At 38.5% G+C, this 19,503-nt stretch carries 15 protein-coding genes and 1 pseudogene; 14 read left to right on the top strand and 2 right to left on the bottom strand.

All coding sequences use genetic code 11. The features are described 5' to 3' along the window. Window positions 1-29: 29 nt before the first annotated feature. From AAYR28_RS16440 to tagH, 3 genes and pseudogenes are all read left to right on the top strand, one after another. Window positions 30-1,154, top strand: a pseudogene (locus AAYR28_RS16440) (CDP-glycerol glycerophosphotransferase family protein); the annotation flags it as partial. A gap of 149 nt (window positions 1,155-1,303) precedes the next feature. Next, window positions 1,304-2,131 (top strand): ABC transporter permease, encoded by an 828-nt coding sequence (locus AAYR28_RS16435; RefSeq protein WP_024426273.1) that lies wholly within the window; start codon window positions 1,304-1,306, stop codon window positions 2,129-2,131. Window positions 2,132-2,150: 19 nt separating this feature from the next. After that, window positions 2,151-3,752, top strand: a complete 1,602-nt coding sequence (gene tagH / locus AAYR28_RS16430; RefSeq protein WP_120207815.1) for a teichoic acids export ABC transporter ATP-binding subunit TagH — start codon at window positions 2,151-2,153, stop codon at window positions 3,750-3,752. Window positions 3,753-3,979: 227 nt separating this feature from the next. Here tagH and galU read toward each other — a convergent pair whose 3' ends face one another. Further along, window positions 3,980-4,861, bottom strand: a complete 882-nt coding sequence (galU, locus tag AAYR28_RS16425; protein WP_008343198.1) for a UTP--glucose-1-phosphate uridylyltransferase GalU — start codon at window positions 4,859-4,861, stop codon at window positions 3,980-3,982. A 265-nt stretch (window positions 4,862-5,126) separates the two neighbouring features. On the opposite strand from galU, the gene wecB reads away from it, so the two are divergent. The 5 genes from wecB to AAYR28_RS16400 all read left to right on the top strand — a co-directional run bounded on the left by wecB (window position 5,127) and on the right by AAYR28_RS16400 (window position 11,182). Then, on the top strand, window positions 5,127-6,284 hold the full coding sequence (gene wecB / locus AAYR28_RS16420; protein ID WP_025093947.1) for a non-hydrolyzing UDP-N-acetylglucosamine 2-epimerase: 1,158 nt from the start codon (window positions 5,127-5,129) through the stop codon (window positions 6,282-6,284). A gap of 160 nt (window positions 6,285-6,444) precedes the next feature. Further along, a complete protein-coding gene (locus AAYR28_RS16415; RefSeq protein ID WP_025093948.1) occupies window positions 6,445-7,161 on the top strand; it encodes an IspD/TarI family cytidylyltransferase in 717 nt (238 codons plus the stop codon). Next, window positions 7,154-8,179, top strand: coding sequence for a ribitol-5-phosphate dehydrogenase (locus AAYR28_RS16410; protein ID WP_025093949.1), 1,026 nt, complete (start codon window positions 7,154-7,156; stop codon window positions 8,177-8,179). The genes AAYR28_RS16415 and AAYR28_RS16410 overlap by 8 nt, the downstream gene beginning before the upstream one ends. Next, window positions 8,146-9,360: a CDP-glycerol glycerophosphotransferase family protein gene (locus AAYR28_RS16405; RefSeq protein WP_267527859.1), complete on the top strand. Its 1,215-nt coding sequence runs from the start codon at window positions 8,146-8,148 to the stop codon at window positions 9,358-9,360. The genes AAYR28_RS16410 and AAYR28_RS16405 overlap by 34 nt, the downstream gene beginning before the upstream one ends. Continuing rightward, entirely contained in the window at window positions 9,350-11,182 is a 1,833-nt protein-coding gene (locus tag AAYR28_RS16400) for a CDP-glycerol glycerophosphotransferase family protein (RefSeq protein ID WP_259455912.1), read from the top strand. Before AAYR28_RS16405 ends, AAYR28_RS16400 begins: the two co-directional genes overlap by 11 nt. A 33-nt stretch (window positions 11,183-11,215) precedes the next feature. On the opposite strand, the gene AAYR28_RS16395 is transcribed toward AAYR28_RS16400, so the two are convergent. Next, window positions 11,216-12,139 carry a LytR family transcriptional regulator gene (locus AAYR28_RS16395; RefSeq protein ID WP_120207811.1) on the bottom strand — a complete coding sequence of 308 codons (924 nt, stop codon included), beginning with the start codon at window positions 12,137-12,139 and terminating at the stop codon, window positions 11,216-11,218. Between the two features lie 182 nt (window positions 12,140-12,321). On the opposite strand from AAYR28_RS16395, the gene AAYR28_RS16390 reads away from it, so the two are divergent. The 6 genes from AAYR28_RS16390 to AAYR28_RS16365 all read left to right on the top strand — a co-directional run bounded on the left by AAYR28_RS16390 (window position 12,322) and on the right by AAYR28_RS16365 (window position 19,502). After that, window positions 12,322-12,645, top strand: coding sequence for a hypothetical protein (locus AAYR28_RS16390; RefSeq protein ID WP_024423640.1), 324 nt, complete (start codon window positions 12,322-12,324; stop codon window positions 12,643-12,645). 24 nt (window positions 12,646-12,669) lie between these two features. Then, window positions 12,670-14,778, top strand: coding sequence for a SpoIID/LytB domain-containing protein (locus AAYR28_RS16385; RefSeq protein ID WP_120207809.1), 2,109 nt, complete (start codon window positions 12,670-12,672; stop codon window positions 14,776-14,778). 23 nt (window positions 14,779-14,801) lie between these two features. Then, window positions 14,802-16,292: an N-acetylmuramoyl-L-alanine amidase gene (locus tag AAYR28_RS16380; protein ID WP_120207807.1), complete on the top strand. Its 1,491-nt coding sequence runs from the start codon at window positions 14,802-14,804 to the stop codon at window positions 16,290-16,292. A gap of 120 nt (window positions 16,293-16,412) precedes the next feature. Further along, a complete protein-coding gene (locus tag AAYR28_RS16375) occupies window positions 16,413-17,909 on the top strand; it encodes a cell wall-binding repeat-containing protein (RefSeq protein ID WP_120207805.1) in 1,497 nt (498 codons plus the stop codon). Between the two features lie 137 nt (window positions 17,910-18,046). Beyond that, window positions 18,047-18,643 (top strand): hypothetical protein, encoded by a 597-nt coding sequence (locus AAYR28_RS16370; RefSeq protein ID WP_120207803.1) that lies wholly within the window; start codon window positions 18,047-18,049, stop codon window positions 18,641-18,643. A gap of 199 nt (window positions 18,644-18,842) precedes the next feature. Then, window positions 18,843-19,502: a sugar transferase gene (locus AAYR28_RS16365; protein WP_024423636.1), complete on the top strand. Its 660-nt coding sequence runs from the start codon at window positions 18,843-18,845 to the stop codon at window positions 19,500-19,502. Window position 19,503 lies beyond the last annotated feature (1 nt).

Here is a 19,503-nt window from a genome sequence, read left to right as displayed (position 1 = left end):
TTATGTATATAAGTATTTTTAAGTTCTTATTCAGGCTTGTCAGTAAGCTGCCTCATAATCAAAAAACGGTTGTTTTTGAAAGTTTTAACGGAAAACAATTCAGTTGTAACCCGCGTGGGATTTATGAGTATATGAAGGAACATCATCCTGAATATACGCTGATCTGGAGCGTTAAAAAGGGTCATGAAGCACCGTTTAAGGAAAAAGGCATCTACTATATCAATCGTCTGTCATTGAAATGGATCTTTGCGATGGCAAGAGCTGAGTATTGGGTTGTAAACAGCCGTTTGCCGCTATGGGTTCCAAAGCCAGATCACACAACATACTTGCAGACTTGGCACGGTACGCCGTTAAAACGGCTGGCAATGGACATGGACGAGGTGCATATGCCTGGAACAAACACGAAGAAATACAAAAAAAATTTCACAAAAGAAGCATCGAATTGGGATTATCTCATTTCTCCAAATGCCTACTCGACTGAAATCTTTACACGTGCGTTCCAATTCCAAAAGACCATGATTGAGTCAGGATATCCGAGAAATGACTTCCTTCACAATCAAAACAATGAAGAAACGATGAGAGCACTGAAACAAAAAATGAACCTGCCGCTCGATAAAAAATTGATCTTATATGCACCGACATGGAGAGACGATCAATTTTATAAAAAAGGGCAGTACAAATTTGATTTAGACCTTGATCTGCATGAGTTGAGAGCTGCAATCGGAGATGAATATATCATCATTCTGCGTATGCACTATCTAGTTGCTGAAAACTTTGATTTAGGGCCGTATGAAGGCTTTGCCTATGACTTCTCTCATTACGAAGACATTAGAGACCTTTATATGATTTCAGATCTGCTCATCACAGATTACTCATCTGTGTTCTTTGATTATGCAAACCTCAAACGTCCGATGCTGTTCTATGTGCCAGACATCGAAACATATCGTGACAAGCTCAGAGGCTTCTACTTCGACTTTGAACAAGAAGCACCTGGACCACTTGTGAAAGAGACAGCAAGTGTCATTGACTGGGTGAGAGAAACAGAACAGCCAGACTTTACACTACCAGAATCATTTGCACCGTTTTATGAGAAATTCTGTTACTTAGAGAGCGGGGAGTCGTCGAAACGGGTGGTTGAAGTGGTATTTGAATAAATAAAATAATAGGATAAAGGCTTACAGCTAACGGCTTGTAAGCCTTTTATCATGATATAAAGTGAAATATTCCTCAACATCTGTTACAATTATGAGCGGTGCTTTTTAAAAATAGTAATTCCAAAAACTTATATCTAAGGAAGATTAGAATGAACGCAATGTTGACGATACTAAAGGAGCAAATCAGTTCATTTCCGCTGATTATGCGACTTGCTGTTTATGAAACAAAATCAAAATATCAGATGAATTATTTAGGTGTTTTATGGCAGTTTTTAAATCCATTGATTCAAATGCTGGCTTACTGGTTTGTTTTTGGTATGGGCATTCGCGGTGGGCAGCCAATTGTCATTGGCGGCGTTGAAATCCCATTTATCATCTGGATGCTTGCCGGGTTAATCCCGTGGTTTTTTATTAGTCCGACAATTCTTGATGGGTCAAACAGTGTGTTTAAACGCATTAATATGGTATCGAAAATGAATTTTCCGATTAGTGCGCTGCCGTCTGTGGTGATTATGTCCAACTTGTTCAGCTACTTTGTCATGATGGGTGTCTATCTGATTGTGCTGATTTCCTATGGCATCTACCCTGACGCGCATTGGCTGCAATATATATACTATTTTATTTGTATGATCGCGTTTATGTTCTCGTTTAGTTTGTTTAATTCCACGATTAGCGTACTCGTGAGAGACTATCAATTTCTTTTACAATCCGTGACACGATTACTTTTCTTTTTGCTACCGATATTTTGGAATATTTCGGAAAAACTTACTGGAGATAAGGCGTGGATTGGAGATATTTTAAGACTGAATCCCCTTTTCTACATTATTGATGGTTTCAGAAATAGTTTGTTAAAGGGAGAATGGTTCTTCCATGATGTGAAATACACACTTTATTTTTGGCTGATCACGCTTCTTCTTTTAACAGTCGGTTCATTGCTTCATATGAAATTTAGGGATAAATTTGTCGATTTTCTTTAAAAAGTAAGGAGATTATACGATGAAACTAAAGGTTTCGTTTCGAAACGTATCCAAGCAGTACGTCCTATATAAAAAACAGTCGGATAAGATTAAAGGGCTGTTTTTACCTAATAAAAATGAAAAAGGTTTTTTTGCTGTTCGTGATGTGTCCTTTGATGTATATGAAGGCGAGACGATTGGTTTTGTAGGAATTAACGGGTCTGGAAAATCGACAATGTCGAACCTTCTAGCGAAAATCATTCCACCGACAAGTGGTGAAATTGATATGGACGGCCAGCCTTCGTTAATTGCCATTGCTGCAGGGCTGAACAACCAATTAAGCGGGAAAGATAACATTCGCCTAAAGTGCTTAATGATGGGGCTGACGAATAAAGAGATAGATGAGCTTTATGAAAAAATCGTAGAGTTTGCGGATATTGGCGACTTTATTGACCAGCCGGTTAAGAGCTATTCAAGTGGAATGAAATCACGTCTTGGCTTTGCTATTTCAGCGCATATCGATCCAGATATCCTCATTATTGATGAAGCACTGTCTGTTGGAGACCAAACCTTCTATCAAAAATGTGTGGACCGCATTACAGAATTCAAGGAACAAGGAAAGACGATCTTTTTTGTCAGTCACTCCATTAGCCAAATTCAAAAAATCTGTGATCGGGTGGCTTGGATGCATTATGGTGAGCTTCGTATGTTTGATGATACGAAAAAGGTCGTGAAGGAATATAAGGAGTTTGTTGATTGGTTTAACAAGCTTTCCAAGAAAGAGAAACAAAAATACCAAATGGAACATAAAGAAGGTAGAAAAGGTGTACAAAAGACGGAAAAGGTGTCTCGTTATCAAGAGAACGGAAAACGCCGCTCATTGTTCGGACCCGTATTTCAAGTGACAGTTTTAGCGGTCTTAACGATATTGCTAGCCTTATCAATGTTTTCAGATCGCCCGCTTCGTACACTGGCGACATTTGGTGCAATCCCATCAGATAAGACAGAAGCGCCTCAGTCGAAGCATCCGCAGACCAAGGGAGCGCCCGATATGAAAAAGGTGGATCAACAGCTGATAGTCACGGCAGATCCACTTACGGTTTACAAAGACCAAGCCATGAAAAAAAAGGCCGATATCACTTTGGTATTTGGACAAGAAGTACAGGCTGTGGCTGAAAATAAACAAACCGTTCAAATTAAAACTGCGTCAGAAACGTATTTTGTTAAACCTGCTGCGCTTCAAAATGCAGAGGATTTAAAGTCATTATCCATTGGACCAGGACAGTTTAATTCCTATGTATCACCTGCATCGGCAGGTTCGTATGAGTATTTACTGTCTTTCCTTGGAAAAGAAGAATCTGTGCTGAAACAGAGAATGCAAACGCTGAGTTCAGTGAAAAATGATCAAGGAGATACGATTGAGCAATTGACCACAGAGAAAACCGACTATGTCATTCAAAATGGTCAGGCAAACACGATTGTGTTTCGCGATATTATGCCAATCTCTCCTTCCACACTTGGGCTGACAGAACAAAATGTCTGGATGAATGAGAAACGAACAAAGTTCGCAGTGAAGGGCGAAAACAACCTGTTTGTCATTGATAATGAACAGCATACACTGACTATTTCAGTCATTAAATAAAAAAGCTGCCGATGCCGGCAGCTTTCAGCGTGTAGACAAACCCTCGCATTCGGTGTCAGGTCTGCGCTCCGGTGCTCACGAATGTTTCAATTCGCTCCGCTCCGGTACTCACCCTTCCTAGACTGCAAAGGTTTTCTATCACGCTGAAAAGAAAACAAAGGGCTAAAATAAAGATCATTTTAGCCCTTTGTCAATAATCTGAAAGCTGCCGATGATGGCAGCTTTTTTTAATTCACTTCTTCTTTTTCGAGAAGCTGTTTCATAAATGGAATGAGTTTCTTTTTCAATTCTTCATCCTGAAGAGCAAACTCAAGCGTCGTTTCGATGAAGCCTTGCTTCTCGCCGACATCGTATCGTTTCCCTTCGAAATCATAGGCGAATACGCGCTGGATGTCATTTAGCTTTTGAATGGCATCTGTCAGCTGAATTTCTCCGCCTGCACCAATCTCTTGTTGATCTAGGTACATAAAAATCTCTGGTGTGAAAATGTAGCGCCCTAAGATGGCTAGGTTTGATGGTGCTGTTCCTTGCGGCGGCTTTTCAACAAAGTTTTTGACTTGGTAGCGGCGTCCTTCTTGTGTAAGAGGGTCGATGATCCCATAGCGATGTGTATCGCTGTCAGCTACTTGCTGAACACCGATGACAGAGGAAAGAGTTTTTTCGTATTCGTCCATCAGCTGGCGAAGGCCAGGCGTTTCGGCTTGAACAATGTCATCACCTAATAAAACAGCAAAAGGCTCATCACCGATAAAGTTGCGTGCGCACCAAACGGCGTGTCCAAGTCCTTTCGGCTCTTTTTGACGTATGTAATGAATGTCAGCAATGTTAGAGGACTTTCTCACTTTTTCTAAAAGCTCGCTCTTTCCCTTTTCCTCAAGATTGCGCTCTAACTCTGGTGCAAAATCAAAATGATCCTCAATGGCTCTTTTCCCTTTTCCAGTGACGATAATAATGTCTTCGATTCCTGATTCAACAGCTTCTTCAATAATATATTGAATGGTTGGTTTATCAACGATTGGAAGCATTTCTTTAGGCATTGCTTTTGTTGCAGGGAGGAAACGTGTTCCGAGACCTGCAGCTGGTATAATGGCTTTACGTACTTTTTTCAATGAACTTTGCACCTTCCTTACATATAGAAAAAATGATTTGACTTCATTTTTCATCTTTCATAAAGTGTAACTTACAAATGATAGAAATGACAAATGATTTACGATAAATGTATGAGCTGATTCAATTCTATTGTAATGAGTCTGTGTAAATTTTTATGTTGAAAAGAGTAAAGGCGATGTAAAAATTGAAAACAGAATGATTAGGATTCGTTTCTATTCTTTTGTATAATACACTTATAAATGAGAAGGAAAGAGGCATCGACTATTGAAAACATTACATGTAATGACTGTATTCGGGACGAGGCCTGAAGCGATTAAAATGGCACCCCTTGTCCTTGAGCTGAAAAAACATCCGCAAATCAAATCCTCAGTCACTGTGACTGCACAGCATCGGCAAATGCTTGATCAAGTGTTGAAAGCCTTTAACATTCAACCGGATCATGATTTAAATATTATGAAAGAACGTCAGACATTATCTGAAATCACATCAAATGCACTATTGAAACTAGATCAATTATTCCAAGAGGAGAAACCTGATATTGTCCTTGTTCATGGAGACACCACTACAACCTTTGCAGGAAGCTTGGCCGCATTCTATCACCAAATTTCAGTCGGTCATGTTGAAGCGGGTTTAAGAACACATAATAAGTACTCACCGTTTCCAGAAGAATTAAACCGTCAAATGACAGGAAGCATTGCAGATATTCATTTTGCGCCTACACATGAGGCTAAGCAGAATCTTTTAGTTGAAAATAAAAAAGCAGAATCTATTTTTGTAACAGGTAATACAGCAATTGATGCATTGCAAACAACGGTTACAGATCAGTATCAACACCCTATTTTAGAGAAAATAGGCACAGATAAAATGATCTTGTTAACGGCCCATCGCAGGGAGAATCTCGGCCAGCCGATGAAGAACATGTTTAGAGCGATTAGGCGTATTGTAGAAGAGTTTGAAGATGTTCAGGTTGTATATCCTGTACATTTAAACCCTGCTGTTCGTGATGCGGCTCAGACAGAATTCAGTGATCTTGACCGTGTGCACTTAATTGAGCCGCTCGAAGTCGTTGATTTCCATAACTTCGCTGCTGCCTCATACTTTATATTAACGGACTCCGGCGGTGTACAAGAGGAGGCGCCTTCTTTAGGGAAGCCAGTATTAGTGCTTCGCGATACAACAGAGCGCCCTGAAGGCGTGGAAGCTGGCACGCTTAAGCTCGCAGGTACTGATGAAGAGACCATTTACAAGATGGCAAAACAGTTGCTAGTCGATCAAAAAGAGTACGACAATATGTCGAAGGCATCTAACCCTTATGGTGATGGACGAGCTTCGAAACGAATTGCTGAGATGCTTCTTTACCAATATGGCTTAACGGATGTCAAGCCACTCTCATTTCTAAAAACTGATCGTTCTACCAGCTAGAGGACAATTTTCGACAGGTGTTACATTTTCTAAATCAAAATGTGGTATTATAATGGCATATATTAAGATATGAGTGGTTTTTTTGTAATATAATTTACAATCCATTCATATTAAAATATTGCCATTTTTTTATTTGACATGATTGAAAGGGGTATTAAGTATGATTTATGCAGAAATATTAGCTGGTGGGAAAGGCTCTAGAATGGGTAATGTAAATATGCCAAAACAGTTCTTGCCATTAAATAATCGCCCTATCATAATTCACACTGTTGAAAAATTCCTATTAAATGATCGTTTTGAAAAAATTATCATTGTAACTCCCAAAGAATGGATCAACCATACGAAGAATATACTAGAAAAATACATACATGCTGATGATAGACTAGTAGTAATAGAGGGCGGAATTGATCGAAACGAATCGATTATGAGTGGGGTTCGTTTTATTGAAAAAGAGTATGGACTAAATGACGACGATGTTATTGTGACACATGATTCAGTGCGCCCATTTTTAACCCATAGAATTATTGAGGAAAATATCAATGCCGTTCTAGAACATGATGCTGTTGATACTGTTATACCTGCTATAGATACCATTGTGACTTCAGAAGATGGAACAAATATCACTGATATTCCAGTACGTGATGTTATGTATCAAGGTCAAACACCTCAAAGCTTTAAGATATCGCTCTTAAAAAGGCTTTATAGCGAGTTGACAGAAGAACAGAAAAAGGTACTTTCAGATGCTTGTAAAATTTGTATTTTAGCAGGGCAGAAAGTGAATTTAGTCCGAGGCGAGGTATTTAATATAAAAGTAACGACACCATACGATTTAAAAGTTGCGAATGCTATTTTACAGGAGAACATAAAAAATGATTAATCAAACATATCGATTGGTTTCTGCTAGACAATTTGAAGTGACTTATAAGGATAAGGAGTTTACATCTGGACAAGTCGTTATTAGACCAACCCATCTGTCAATATGTGCTGCGGATCAACGCTATTTTACAGGAACAAGAGGTAAGGAAGCAATGGACAAAAAGCTTCCAATGGCGCTGATTCATGAGGGTGTAGGAAAAGTAATGTATGACCCTACTGGAACGTTCAAAGTCGGAACACATGTAGTGATGGTTCCAAATATCCCAAATGAAGAAAACGAATTTATTGCAGAGAACTACTTGCGCTCTAGCTATTTTAGATCAAGTGGTTTTGATGGATTCATGCAGGATTATATGTTCATGAATCCGGATCGTCTTGTAGCTTTACCAGAGCAAATGAATCTTCATGTTGCGGCTTTTATTGAATTGATCACCATTGCAGTTCATGCAATGAGTCGATTCGAAAGAGTGGCTCACCAAAAGCGAGATGTTTTTGGGGTTTGGGGTGATGGTAATCTAGGATTTATCACCTCTTTAATACTAAAAAAACGTTATCCATCTTGTAAGGTGTACGTTTTTGGAAAGAACCAATATAAACTAGAGCATTTCTCTTTTGTTGATGAAGTTTACCAAATTAATGACATTCCAAAAGAAGTTCGTGTTGATCATGCATTTGAATGCGTCGGTGGACGTGGCAGTGAAAGTGCGATTGAACAAATCATTGATTTCACTCAACCAGAGGCTTCTGTGGCATTATTAGGTGTTTCAGAATATCCCGTGAAGGTTTCCACAAGGATGGTTCTAGAGAAAGGAATTATTCTCATAGGAAGCAGTAGAAGCGGCAGCAAAGACTTTGCCAATACAGTAAATCTATTAAATGAATTTCCTGAGATTACAGATTATTTGGAGACATTGATTGGCACAGTCCATATTGTGAGAAGTATAGAGGACATTGGAAAGGCATTTGAAGAAGATCTGACTTCTTCTTGGGGAAAAACAATAATGAAATGGGAAATCTAACAACGATGCACATGACAAAAATGGTGAAAATTTTTTTCCGAATAGTCTATAAGATTTTTTCTAAATTGTTTCAAGTGAGCCAGCAAAAAATCGTGATCGCTTCTTATAGAGACAATGAAATAAACGATAATTTCAAAAATGTTTATAAAGAATTAAGAAGTCAATCCAATTTGAAGATTATTCTCTTATTTAGAAAATCGGAAAGTGGCTTTCTAGGAAAACTTTTCTATATCATTTATTTATTAAAATCTCTTTATCACATTTCTACTTGTAAGGTGCTCTTATTAGATGATTACTATTATCCTCTTTATTTAATTAAAAAGCGGCCGGAAACAAAGGTAGTTCAAATTTGGCATGCCTGTGGTGCATTTAAAAAATTTGGGCACAGTATTAAAGACAAACAGGGAGGACCTTCATCAGAATATTTAAAAGTAGTGCCTGTTCATTCAAATTATGATTATGCAATTGTGAGCTCTGAAGAAGCAATTGGTCCATTTTCTGAAGCGTTCGATATGCCCAAGGAAAAAATATTAGCAACAGGTGTTCCAAGAACTGATTTTTTCTATTCTGAAGATCAAATATATGAAGTGAAAAAGAGGTTTGACAAGGAATATCCCGAATTGAAGAATAAAGTGAAAATATTGTACGCTCCAACTTATAGAGGAGGAGTAAATAAGCAATATGGCGAGCAATTTCTATTGAATCAAGAAACACTTTTCAAACATTTGAGCCGGGAGCATTATGAGTTGCTCATTAATGTGCACCCTTATATGCGAAAAAGTGTTTTTGGAGATATAGATTTATCTAAAAAGTTTTCTTTGTATGAACTAATGATTATTTCTGATGTATTGATTACAGATTATTCTTCAGTCATTTTTGAATATAGTCTTTTGAATAAACCAATGTTTTTCTATTGTCCAGACTTAGAGAACTATATGCAGGAGAGAGATTTTTATTATTCATTTCCAGAGTTTGCGCCAGGACCTATAAGAACGAAAATAGAGCCTCTCATTGAGGATTTGAAGAATATAAGGTTGAATAAAAAACAAATCAATTACCATTCATTTTCAAATCGGTTTATGAATCGTTGTGATGGAAATTCTACAGAGCGAGTTGTTTCACTAATACTAAGCTTAATAAATGAAACAATGAATGAAGGAGAGAGAGTTTTTGAAATTTAAACTAGGGACACTATTTAGGAAACGGAGTGTTCAAAAAAATCTTGACCATGTAGATGAAGTAAGTGAAGAAAAATTATTCTCACTTTTCGATAAAGCAGAAGATGTCATCGTGAATAAAAATATTCCCCAAAGAGAAATAACACAATTTCAATGGAACGAATCATTTTTAACGATCGAGGGGTATATGTACATTGATGGTATCCCCTTGCAAAGAGAAGATACGGTAAGAAGAAAGTTATTGATCGTTCAAAAAGGGGCTATTATAAAATCTATTCCTCTAAAGAATCAAAGGTTAAACGAAACAAATAGACAACAACTAGGGCTTTCTGAACAATATGAATGGGCTGGTTTTTATCAGGAAATAAACTTCTCAAAGGTAAATGGTGGCAAGCCATTACCACAAGGAAACTTTCATTTATATTTAGAATTAGAAGTATTAGATGGGAATAATCTCAAGTACCATGAGACTCATACGCTGGGCAATATAAACAATTTCCTGAAGCAGGATATCTACGCAACGAAAATGGAACATTTTTCAGCTAAGAAAAGAGTGAAATATAATTTCATTGTCACATACGATGAAGAGGAAAAAACTGCACATGTATCATCACACAAACTCCAAGAAATTGACCAGGGTGCAATAGAGACTACTATGAAAAATGAAAATCGAATCATACGTAAAATGAAGCGTGTTATGTTTCAAATCTTATATCAACTATTTTGTTTCCTGCCAGTAAAACAGAAAAAAATTACTTTCGCATCAGATAGTCGCACTGACTTATCAGGGAATTTTGAATTTGTCTATCAAGAGCTTTTAAATAGAGAAGAAACGTTTGATTTTCAATTTTTCTTAAAAGAAAGCATTAATACGAAAAAAAGTATAGCAGAATATGTACGAATGGCCTATCATTTTGCTACAAGTAGGCATATTTTAATTGATGATTTCTATCCGATCATCTATCCATTGAAAATTCGTAAAAATGCGGATCTTGTCCAGCTGTGGCATGCAGTGGGCGCATTTAAGACGTTTGGTTATAGCCGTATTGGTCTGCCAGGTGGACCGTCACCAACATCCAAAAATCATAAGAATTATACGAAGGTCATTGTCAGTTCTGATCATATCCGGAAGCATTATGCTGAAGGCTTTGGAGTAGATATTGAAAATGTCATTTCCACAGGAATACCTAGAACAGACTTCTTTTTCGATGAATCAAAAAAAGAAGAAGTCAGATCAAGGTTGTATGAAGAATTTCCTTTTTTAAGAGGGAAAAAAGTGATTTTATTTGCCCCGACATTTAGGGGAAATGGTCAGCAGTCCGCTCATTACCCGTTTGAAGTATTAAATTATGATCAGCTTTATCAAGAGCTGAGTGATGAATATATCTTTTTGTTCAAGATACATCCATTTGTTAAGAATCAAATAAATATTCCTTATCAATATAGTGAATTTTTCTATGATTTTTCTGATTTTAGAGAGATTAATGAGCTGCTTTTAATTGCGGACGTTCTTGTAACTGACTATTCATCTGTTTGTTTCGAATTTGCACTTTTGCAAAAACCAATGATTTTCTTTAGCTATGATGTGGACGAGTATATTCGGACTCGTGATTTTTATTATGAGTATTTCTCCTTTATTCCGGGACCACTTGCTAAAACATGTAATGAGCTGGTGTCAATTGTTAAAAATAATCAATACGAATTTGAAAAATTAGATGCGTTTGTACAGTATTTCTTTGATGATTTGGATGGTCTTTCGAGTAAAAGAGTAGTAGATGCCATCTTATTAGAGCAAAGTGAAGATGATAAAAAAGAAATTCAGTAAAAAACACCTTTCATGGAGAAAGGTGTTTTTTTATTAAGAGGCTTCCAAACTTTCCTTCAATTCCTTCTTCACATTCGCAAGGCTGCTGTCATCAAGCTGGTAGTAATAAATGTTATTGATACGTGTGCCTGATCCTTTCAACTCGTGCTGCTTCACATGCTGTCTTGCATCACGATAATCATTCATCATCGTCCACATATCATCAAATGACATGTTTGTCTTCATATTATTTTCTACGACTTTGAACATATCGCCGAATTTCGTAATAGATGAAATGTTGGCACCTTTTGCAATGATGCCTTCAATGACCTGACGCTGTCTTTGCTGACGTCCGAAGTCACCTTTTGGATCTTGCTTTCTCATTCTCGTATACGCAAGGGCTTGATCCCCATTCAGGTTAATTTCTCCTGTACCAAATGAATGGCCGTCATAACTAAATGCAAACGTGCTATTTACTGTAATGCCGCCAAGTGTATCAACAATATCTTTGAAGCTTTCCATGTTGACTTTGACAAAGTAATCAACAGGTACATCAAGCAGTTCCTCTACAGTATCTGCTGCCATTTGTGTACCGCCGAATGCATAGGAGTGGTTGATTTTATCCATTGTGCCTTTTCCGACAATCTTCGTATACGTATCACGCGGGATGCTCACCATCTCGGTCGTTTTCGTTTTTGGATTTACTGTCATGTATATTAATGTATCTGCACGGCCTCGATCATTTTTTCGTTCATCGACACCCATGACTAAAATAGAAATCGGGTCTTTCTTACTTAAATCGACATCTTTGTCACGCTTATCTGACTTCTTTAAATTCTCCTGAATGCCTGCGACGGTCGATGCTGCTGTGTTCCAAAGATGATATGCGTATCCGCCAGTTGCTAATACGAATAAGCCAATAATCGATAAAACAATCCAAAGAACCTTTTTCTTCTTTCTTTTTCTTTCAGCTCTCATAATGTCCCTCACCTTTTCTATGATTCTTCCATGATTATAGGTTTACGAATCTTGATAAACAAGTTATTTTTTTACTCTGAACCTAGATATAGACGTTGTAACAAAAAAAAGGTTTCAAAAAACCTTAAATTTACCTTAAAATAATAACTTATAAGACGATACAAAGACATGAGGTGAAAAAAATGAAGAAAATCGTCGTTTTACCGTTCTTAATACTGCTACTAGGTATCGTGCTCACAGCATGTGGAACGGCCGAGCAGTCCTCAGGAGAAAACAAGACAAGCAGTTCAACTCCTCAGGTACTGGAAGAGAAAGCTGAATTTATTGGAATGGCTGATGCACATACAGTCGAAGTGAAAAAAGTGAATACGACCCTAAGCTATGAATTTACGGATAATTTTAAAGATGTGTTAAATGAATTTAAACCAGGAGACACAGTAGAAATCTCTTACTTTATTAATGACAGTGGTCAAAAGGAAATCCAGAAGATTGAAAAACAGAAGTAAAAAAGATGGGCGGGATGAACAAAATTGAAGAAAACAGGCGTTACACTAATCGTTCTCATGATACTGACTCTACTAGTTGCACCCTTTCAGTCTGCCATGGCAAGCTCGGCAATTTCAGTGAAATTGTCTAATTATATCGGAAACAAAACAAGTATGGATATCTCAACAACTGGGGAATACAAGCTATCAGGATCAAATGTTGCTGTGACAAAAAGATATGACGGCAAAAATAGATACGAAGTAGCCAACAGTATTGCAACTGCAGGGTGGAAAAATCCATCAACTATCGTCGTTGTAAATAAAGATGCTTTTGACCATGCAATGACCGTTTCTCCATTGGCTTACAAGCTAAATGCACCTATTCTTTACTCTGGTGCTGCTAAGCTAACAAAAGCAACTGAGACCCAAATTAAGAAAATGAAACCCGATAACATTCTAATCATTGGAAATACACAGAGTATCTCATCTACAACTGAAAAAGCTTTAAAAAAGTACGGAAAGATTAAAAGAATTAGTGGGAAAGATAAATTTGAAATTTCCCAAAAAATAGCTAAAGAGATGGGGAGCTATAAGCAGGCAATTGTTGCTGGTGGGGCTTCTTTTATGAATGGAACATCCATGATCTCTTATGCAGCTAGAAAAGGATATCCAATCTTATTAACAAAAAAAAGCTCACTTCCGTCTTATAAGATTCCTAGTAAGGTCATTGTTGTAGGAAGTACAAAAAGTATTAGTGAAAAAGTTGAGAAACAATTAAAAAAGACATCACAGGTGACAAGAATCAGTGGTGAAAATCGTTATGAACTTTCAGTAAATATCATTAAAAAATTGAATTTAAATGTTGATAAAGTTTACATTGCTAAAGGTTCAAGCTTTAAATATGCAATTCCTATGTCACTTTTAGCTGCGAAAAACAATCGTACTATGATTTATGTGAAAAAAGACTCTATCTCTTCTTCTTTAAAGAAGCTTTTGAAAGATAACGGCACACATACATATCATATTGCAGGCAGCTCAAGTGTGCTTTCAGATACACTAAAAAATTCATTAGCCAAACAAGTTTATCTGAAAAAAAATCAAAACTACCAATTGAATATTTCTAACGGAAAAATTTCATTAAAAGGCATAAAGACGTATAACACAGTAAGAGTTGTTCCTGAGAAATATTCAACAAAAAATGTCCTTCAAATTGCAGGAAAGCCGTATTTAGGCAGCGTAAACTTTGCAATTGAATCAGGGTATATCAGGCCGACTCTCGAAAATATTCCATTTGAAGACTATTTAAAAGGTGTAGTGCCAAATGAAATGCCTGCAAGCTGGAATGTTGAAGCGTTAAAAGCACAGGCAGTTGCCGCTAGAACGTATTCGGTGAAAAGTATTGGAAAAGTCGTCCCTGATACAACAGCCTTCCAAGTATATGGAGGATATAACTGGTACACAAATTCAACAAAAGCTGTCGATGCTACAAAAGGAAAGGTTCTGAAATACAACAATCAGCTCATTTCAGCAACCTATTACTCTAGCAATGGCGGTTATACAGAGGCAAGTGAAGAAGTATGGGGAAATGCACTGCCATACTTAGTGGCCAAAAAGGATCCAAAAGATCCAGTCAATCCATGGACACTGAAACTTTCTAAGAAACAACTAGGCACGACATTGACTGCCAGCACAGCAGCATCTGAGTGGTCTAAAGCAAAAGAGACAAATGCAGCTGACCTTGCAGGCCTGAAATCATGGCTGCTCAAAAACAAAGAAACCGCTGCATCTGATATGAAAATCGCATCGATTTCAAGCCTGACGTTCTCAGGGAAAACAAAAGGCCAGCGTGCAAAGACGGTATCGATCAAACTGACATACCATCTGAAAAACAAAACAGGCACATATTCGGTAAACAAAAGCACAACGGCAAGTATGAAGATGACCGAGTTTCGATCAGTCATGGGCGCAACAAAGGTGAAAAGCACGTTTGCGTCAGTCAAAAACAACACAAATGACTTCACGATTTCAGGAAAAGGATATGGCCACGGCATTGGTATGAGCCAATACGGAGCCAAAGCGAGAGCTGAATCTGGAAACTCGTATTCTTCCATACTCTCGTTCTACTATCCAGGTACAAAACTAACAAACTATTAAAAGGTAAAAGGAGGACATAGAAGATGCGCTCAATGATGAAAACAGCCATCCTCAGCCTCATCGCCATATTCATTATTGTTCCAACAGCTTCAGCGGACAATTCTGTATCACGAATAGATGGGGGCAATCGATATTCTTTATCTGTCAATGTGGCGAAAAAAGGTTGGGGAACAGCTAATACAGTTGTGTTAATAGGAAAGAAAGCGTATGCTGATGCAACAGCAGCTGTCCCATTAGCATATCAACATAATGCCCCGGTTCTTTTTACAAATAGTAAAAACCTTTCGTCAGAAACGAAGAAAGGATTAACGTCTTTAAAAGCGAAAAATGTGATTGCAATTGGTACGACAGCAAGTGTTTCAAATAATGTAATCAATCAAGTGAAAAAACTAGGTATTTCAACAAAACGAATTACCGGAAAAAACAGATATGAAATTTCTACGAATATTGCAAAGCAAATGAAAAGTCCTGCTGGTGTAGTGGTTGTAGAAGGTCATTCATATGCGCATGGGATTGCGATTGCGCCGTATGCGGCACAGAAAGGTTTCCCAATTCTATATACAGATAAAAAGGGACTTCGTTCTGAAATTTCATCTTTCGTAAGATCTAGTAATATTAAGCAAACAATTGTGATTGGCGGCGAATCATATGTCACCAAAGCCGCATACAGCAAGCTAAAGTCACCAACGAGAATTAAGGGTGCCAACCGCTATGATATTGCTGCAAAAATCGTGAATAAGTATAAACTGAGTACGAGCAATACGTATGTTGCTAGAGGCTTTGGTTATGCCTCTGCCCCTGCAGCTGCTGGAATCGCAGCTAAAGAAAAGAAAGCTCTTTTATTAACAAATGAGAAAACCTTACCAGTTCATACTAGATCCATTATTGGCAGCAAAAACATTTCGAAGTTTACAGTGGTAGGAAATTCTACAACGGTCACCAATACTGTAGCATCTCAATTAAAGAACCCGGTTGTAGGAAAAAACATATTCATTGATCCAGGACACGGTGCTCATGATTCTGGTGCTGTAGGATATGGTCTTTATGAGAAAAATTTAAACTTAGATGTAGCGAAGAGACTCAACACTAAACTGAAAAATGCAGGTGCACTCACTACTATGTCAAGAACATCAGACACATTTGATAGTCTTCAAACACGAGTGAGCAAAGGTGCGTCAGCAAATGCAGATATCTTTATCAGTGTCCATGCGAACTCAAATGATAACAGCAGTGCAAATGGAACAGAAACGTATTATGACAAAACCTATGCGGCTGCAAACAGCCTGAAGCTGGCGCAAAACATCCAGCCTAAAATGGTCAGCGCACTAGGTACAAGAGACCGTGGTGTGAAAACAGCTGGCTTCTACGTCATTAAATATTCTAAGATGCCGAGCGTTCTTTTAGAAACTGGTTTTGTTTCCAGTCCAGTTGATTCAAACATCTTGAAATCTGCTACGTATAAAGATCGATTAGCGTCAGGTATTTCAAGCGGTGTGTCAGGTTATTTTAGATAAGAAAACACAAAACTGAGGGGTGCCTCAGATAGGCTGCTCGAGAACGTACTCGGCAGCCTTTTTTCAAAAGTTCATGAAGCTCCTGGGTGAAGAAGGGTTCAAACCAAGGAGGTTGACTTCATGCGTTTTGATATCAAATGTATGTTACTGATTGCTGTTTCACTATGTTTATATACACCATCCGTTTTTGCCCAGCACGCTGTAACGAGGATAGAAGGAAGCAATCGATATGAGGTGGCTGTAAATACCGCGAAAAGGGGCTGGCAGGAAGCGCCTGCCGTTGTTCTTGTGGGCGGTGATGCTTATGCAGATGCCCTGAGTGCTGTGCCTTATGCCTATCAGCAAGGGGCCCCAGTCCTGTTAACGAATGCTGGCAGTCTTTCAGGTGCAGTAAAGACAGGGTTGCAGCAGCTGAAAACGAAGCGTGTAACGATTCTTGGCGGGACTGCGAGTATTTCTGAAAAAGTCGTGAAGCAGCTAAAAGCGATGAATCTATCCGTTTTCCGTATTCAAGGAAAGAACCGCTATGAATTGGCGGCAAATGTGGCTAAGCACATGAAGAGTGCTAGTGCGGCTGTCGTCGTGAATGGTTCTGCTTATGCTGATGCTGTCGCGATTGCTCCGTACGCTGCCAAACAAGGCTATCCCATTTTATTAACAGATGCGAAAGGACTGCGCGAGGAAACAGCCAATCTATTAAAAAACAAAGCAGTCAAGCGGACCATTGTGATCGGCGGAGAAGCAAGTATCAATAAAACTGCTTTTCAAAAGCTTCCCTCACCAGTCAGAATAAGCGGAGCCAATCGGTATGAGGTGGCTGCCCAAATTGCTAAAACGTATCCAATGAAGACAAGCCACACATTTATGAGTCATGGGTATGCCTATGCAGATGCAGCCGCTGCGGCAAGTATAGCAGCGAAACAGGGACAAACCCTTCTTCTCACAGATGCTCAAACGGTGCCGGATGCTATCAGAAAAGTCATTGGGGCCAAACAGATGTCAGCATTTTCTGTGGTAGGCGGAACATCAACCATTCAATCAAATGTCATCACACAGTTGAAAAATGCGGTGTTAGGCGAAACAATTTTTATTGATCCAGGTCATGGTGCGCAGGATGCTGGAGCGATAGGGAATGGGCTGCTTGAAAAGAACATCAATTTAGAAGTAGCATTAAAGCTGCGGTCGAGACTTCACCAAGCGGGTGCCCTTACTGTCATGTCAAGAACTTCTGATACATTTGACTCCTTGCAGACACGTGTCAGTAAAGGAGCCCAGGCAAGTGCTGATATATTCATCAGTATCCACGCCAACGCAAATGATAACAGCGGTGCGAATGGAACAGAGACGTATTATGATACAACATATGCGGCTGCTCATAGTGTCAAGCTGGCACAACAGGTGCAGCCCCGGATGGTCAGTGCCCTTGGAACAAAAGATCGCGGAGTGAAAACAGCAGGGTTCTACGTCATCAAATATTCTAGAATGCCGAGTATTTTGCTAGAAACCGGCTTTGTAACAAGTCCAATCGATGCGAGTATTTTAAAATCTACCGCTGCAAAGGATCGGCTGGCTTCTGGAATTGCAACGGGTGTGTCCAACTACTTTGACGTAAAATGAATCATGAATGATGTGTCAAGTTAAAAATACATTTCATTTTTGGTTATGTTTGTTATAATTGAAACATAGAAGGTGAATGGTTTACACATAAATCTTCAAACGACAGCAAACCGACAAATCATGAAGAGGTGACGATCTTGAAAAAATTAATCACAATGCCGTTTCTAGTATTGCTTCTAGGAGTATTGCTCACAGCGTGCGGCACAACAAATCAATCAAGCGATAACAAAAAGGATGACAGCAAAAAAGAAACAACTGAAGCAGCCGATCAAAACAAAGATAAGGCTGCGGACGAAAAATCAGAAGATCAATCATCAAATGAAAAAGCAGATGATCAAAGTAAAGAAACAGCTGCTCAAAAAGAAGAGCCGGCAAGTCAATCTGATGAAGAGGCAAAAGACAGCTCAAGCAAAGAAATTACAAAAGAAGAACCTGCTAAAGACCAATCAAAAGCTGACTCAAAAGCTGACTCAAAAGGTGACTCTAAAACAAAGAAAGAATCAACGACTAGTAAGAAAAATGAAATCACCAAAGAAGGCACATATGTCGGTTTGGCTGATGGACATACAATTGCTGTCAACATTGACGGCAAAGAAGTAGCTATTCAATTCGGAAATACATTTTCTAAACAAGTGAACAGCTTAAAAGAAGAATCAAAAGTGAAAGTAACCTATACAAAAGATGCAAACGGAACACTTCGATTAAAAACGATCGAATCTGTAAAAGCAAAATAAAGAAAAGACCCGGAGACCCGCAGAATTGCGGGTCTTTTTTACGTTCAAAAGGGCATAACTTGATATAAGTGCATATTCTTAACACAGTTTTACAAGACTTAACAGCGCATTTACATTTGCTTAATGTTGCTCTGCTAAACTGACTTTCATAGAACATCTCTTTACACAACAACTACTTTGAATGGTGAGGTGCAGGTCAGTGAGTGCAGAGAAAGCGATGAATCTTTACAGAGAATATGAAGTGAGACGAAATCACTCTTTTGCCTTAACAGAACATATGGTTCGTTATTTATTTGCAAAACGTTTCATAGATTTAATGTTCTCGTTCATCGGATTGATGTTGAGTACGCCAATCATTTTGCTGTTTGCTCTTTTGATTAAGCTGGAAACACCAGGACCAGCCTTTTATATGCAGGAAAGGGTCGGGAAAGACGGTGTTTACTTTAAATTATGGAAGCTCAGATCGATGAGAATTGACGCAGAAAGCGGAGGAGCGAAATGGGCGCAAAAAAATGACCCGCGTATCACCAAAGTGGGGGCATTCATCCGTAAAACAAGAATTGATGAACTTCCGCAATTTATCAACGTGTTAAAAGGAGAAATGAGTATCGTAGGCCCTCGTCCAGAAAGACCGATGTTTACCGCAGAATTTAATCGGACGATTCCAGGCTTCACAAAAAGATTGGCAGTAAAGCCGGGGCTGACAGGTCTTGCTCAAGTAAATGGCGGATATGAAATGAGTCCAAGTGAAAAATTAACACACGACTTACAGTATATTCAAAACTTGACATTTTCTCTCGACACGAAGATTATGGTAAAAACGTTAAAAGTCATCATGACTGGTGACGGAGCCAGATAAG

The organism is Bacillus safensis, from assembly GCF_039619585.1.
In the GTDB taxonomy this organism is placed as follows: Bacteria; Bacillota; Bacilli; order Bacillales; family Bacillaceae; genus Bacillus; species Bacillus safensis.
This window is presented reverse-complemented; position numbering and strand designations above follow the sequence as displayed.

What these genes read in the sequence shown, in the direction of transcription:
- AAYR28_RS16395 (WP_120207811.1), bottom strand. Translation starts at nt 12,139, where the DNA reads ATGAGAGCTGAAAGAAAAAGAAAGAAGAAAAAGGTTCTTTGGATTGTT.
- tagH (WP_120207815.1), top strand. Translation starts at nt 2,151, where the DNA reads ATGAAACTAAAGGTTTCGTTTCGAAACGTATCCAAGCAGTACGTCCTA.
- AAYR28_RS16380 (WP_120207807.1), top strand. Translation starts at nt 14,802, where the DNA reads ATGCGCTCAATGATGAAAACAGCCATCCTCAGCCTCATCGCCATATTC.
- AAYR28_RS16410 (WP_025093949.1), top strand. Translation starts at nt 7,154, where the DNA reads ATGATTAATCAAACATATCGATTGGTTTCTGCTAGACAATTTGAAGTG.
- AAYR28_RS16435 (WP_024426273.1), top strand. Translation starts at nt 1,304, where the DNA reads ATGAACGCAATGTTGACGATACTAAAGGAGCAAATCAGTTCATTTCCG.
- AAYR28_RS16415 (WP_025093948.1), top strand. Translation starts at nt 6,445, where the DNA reads ATGATTTATGCAGAAATATTAGCTGGTGGGAAAGGCTCTAGAATGGGT.
- AAYR28_RS16390 (WP_024423640.1), top strand. Translation starts at nt 12,322, where the DNA reads ATGAAGAAAATCGTCGTTTTACCGTTCTTAATACTGCTACTAGGTATC.
- AAYR28_RS16375 (WP_120207805.1), top strand. Translation starts at nt 16,413, where the DNA reads ATGCGTTTTGATATCAAATGTATGTTACTGATTGCTGTTTCACTATGT.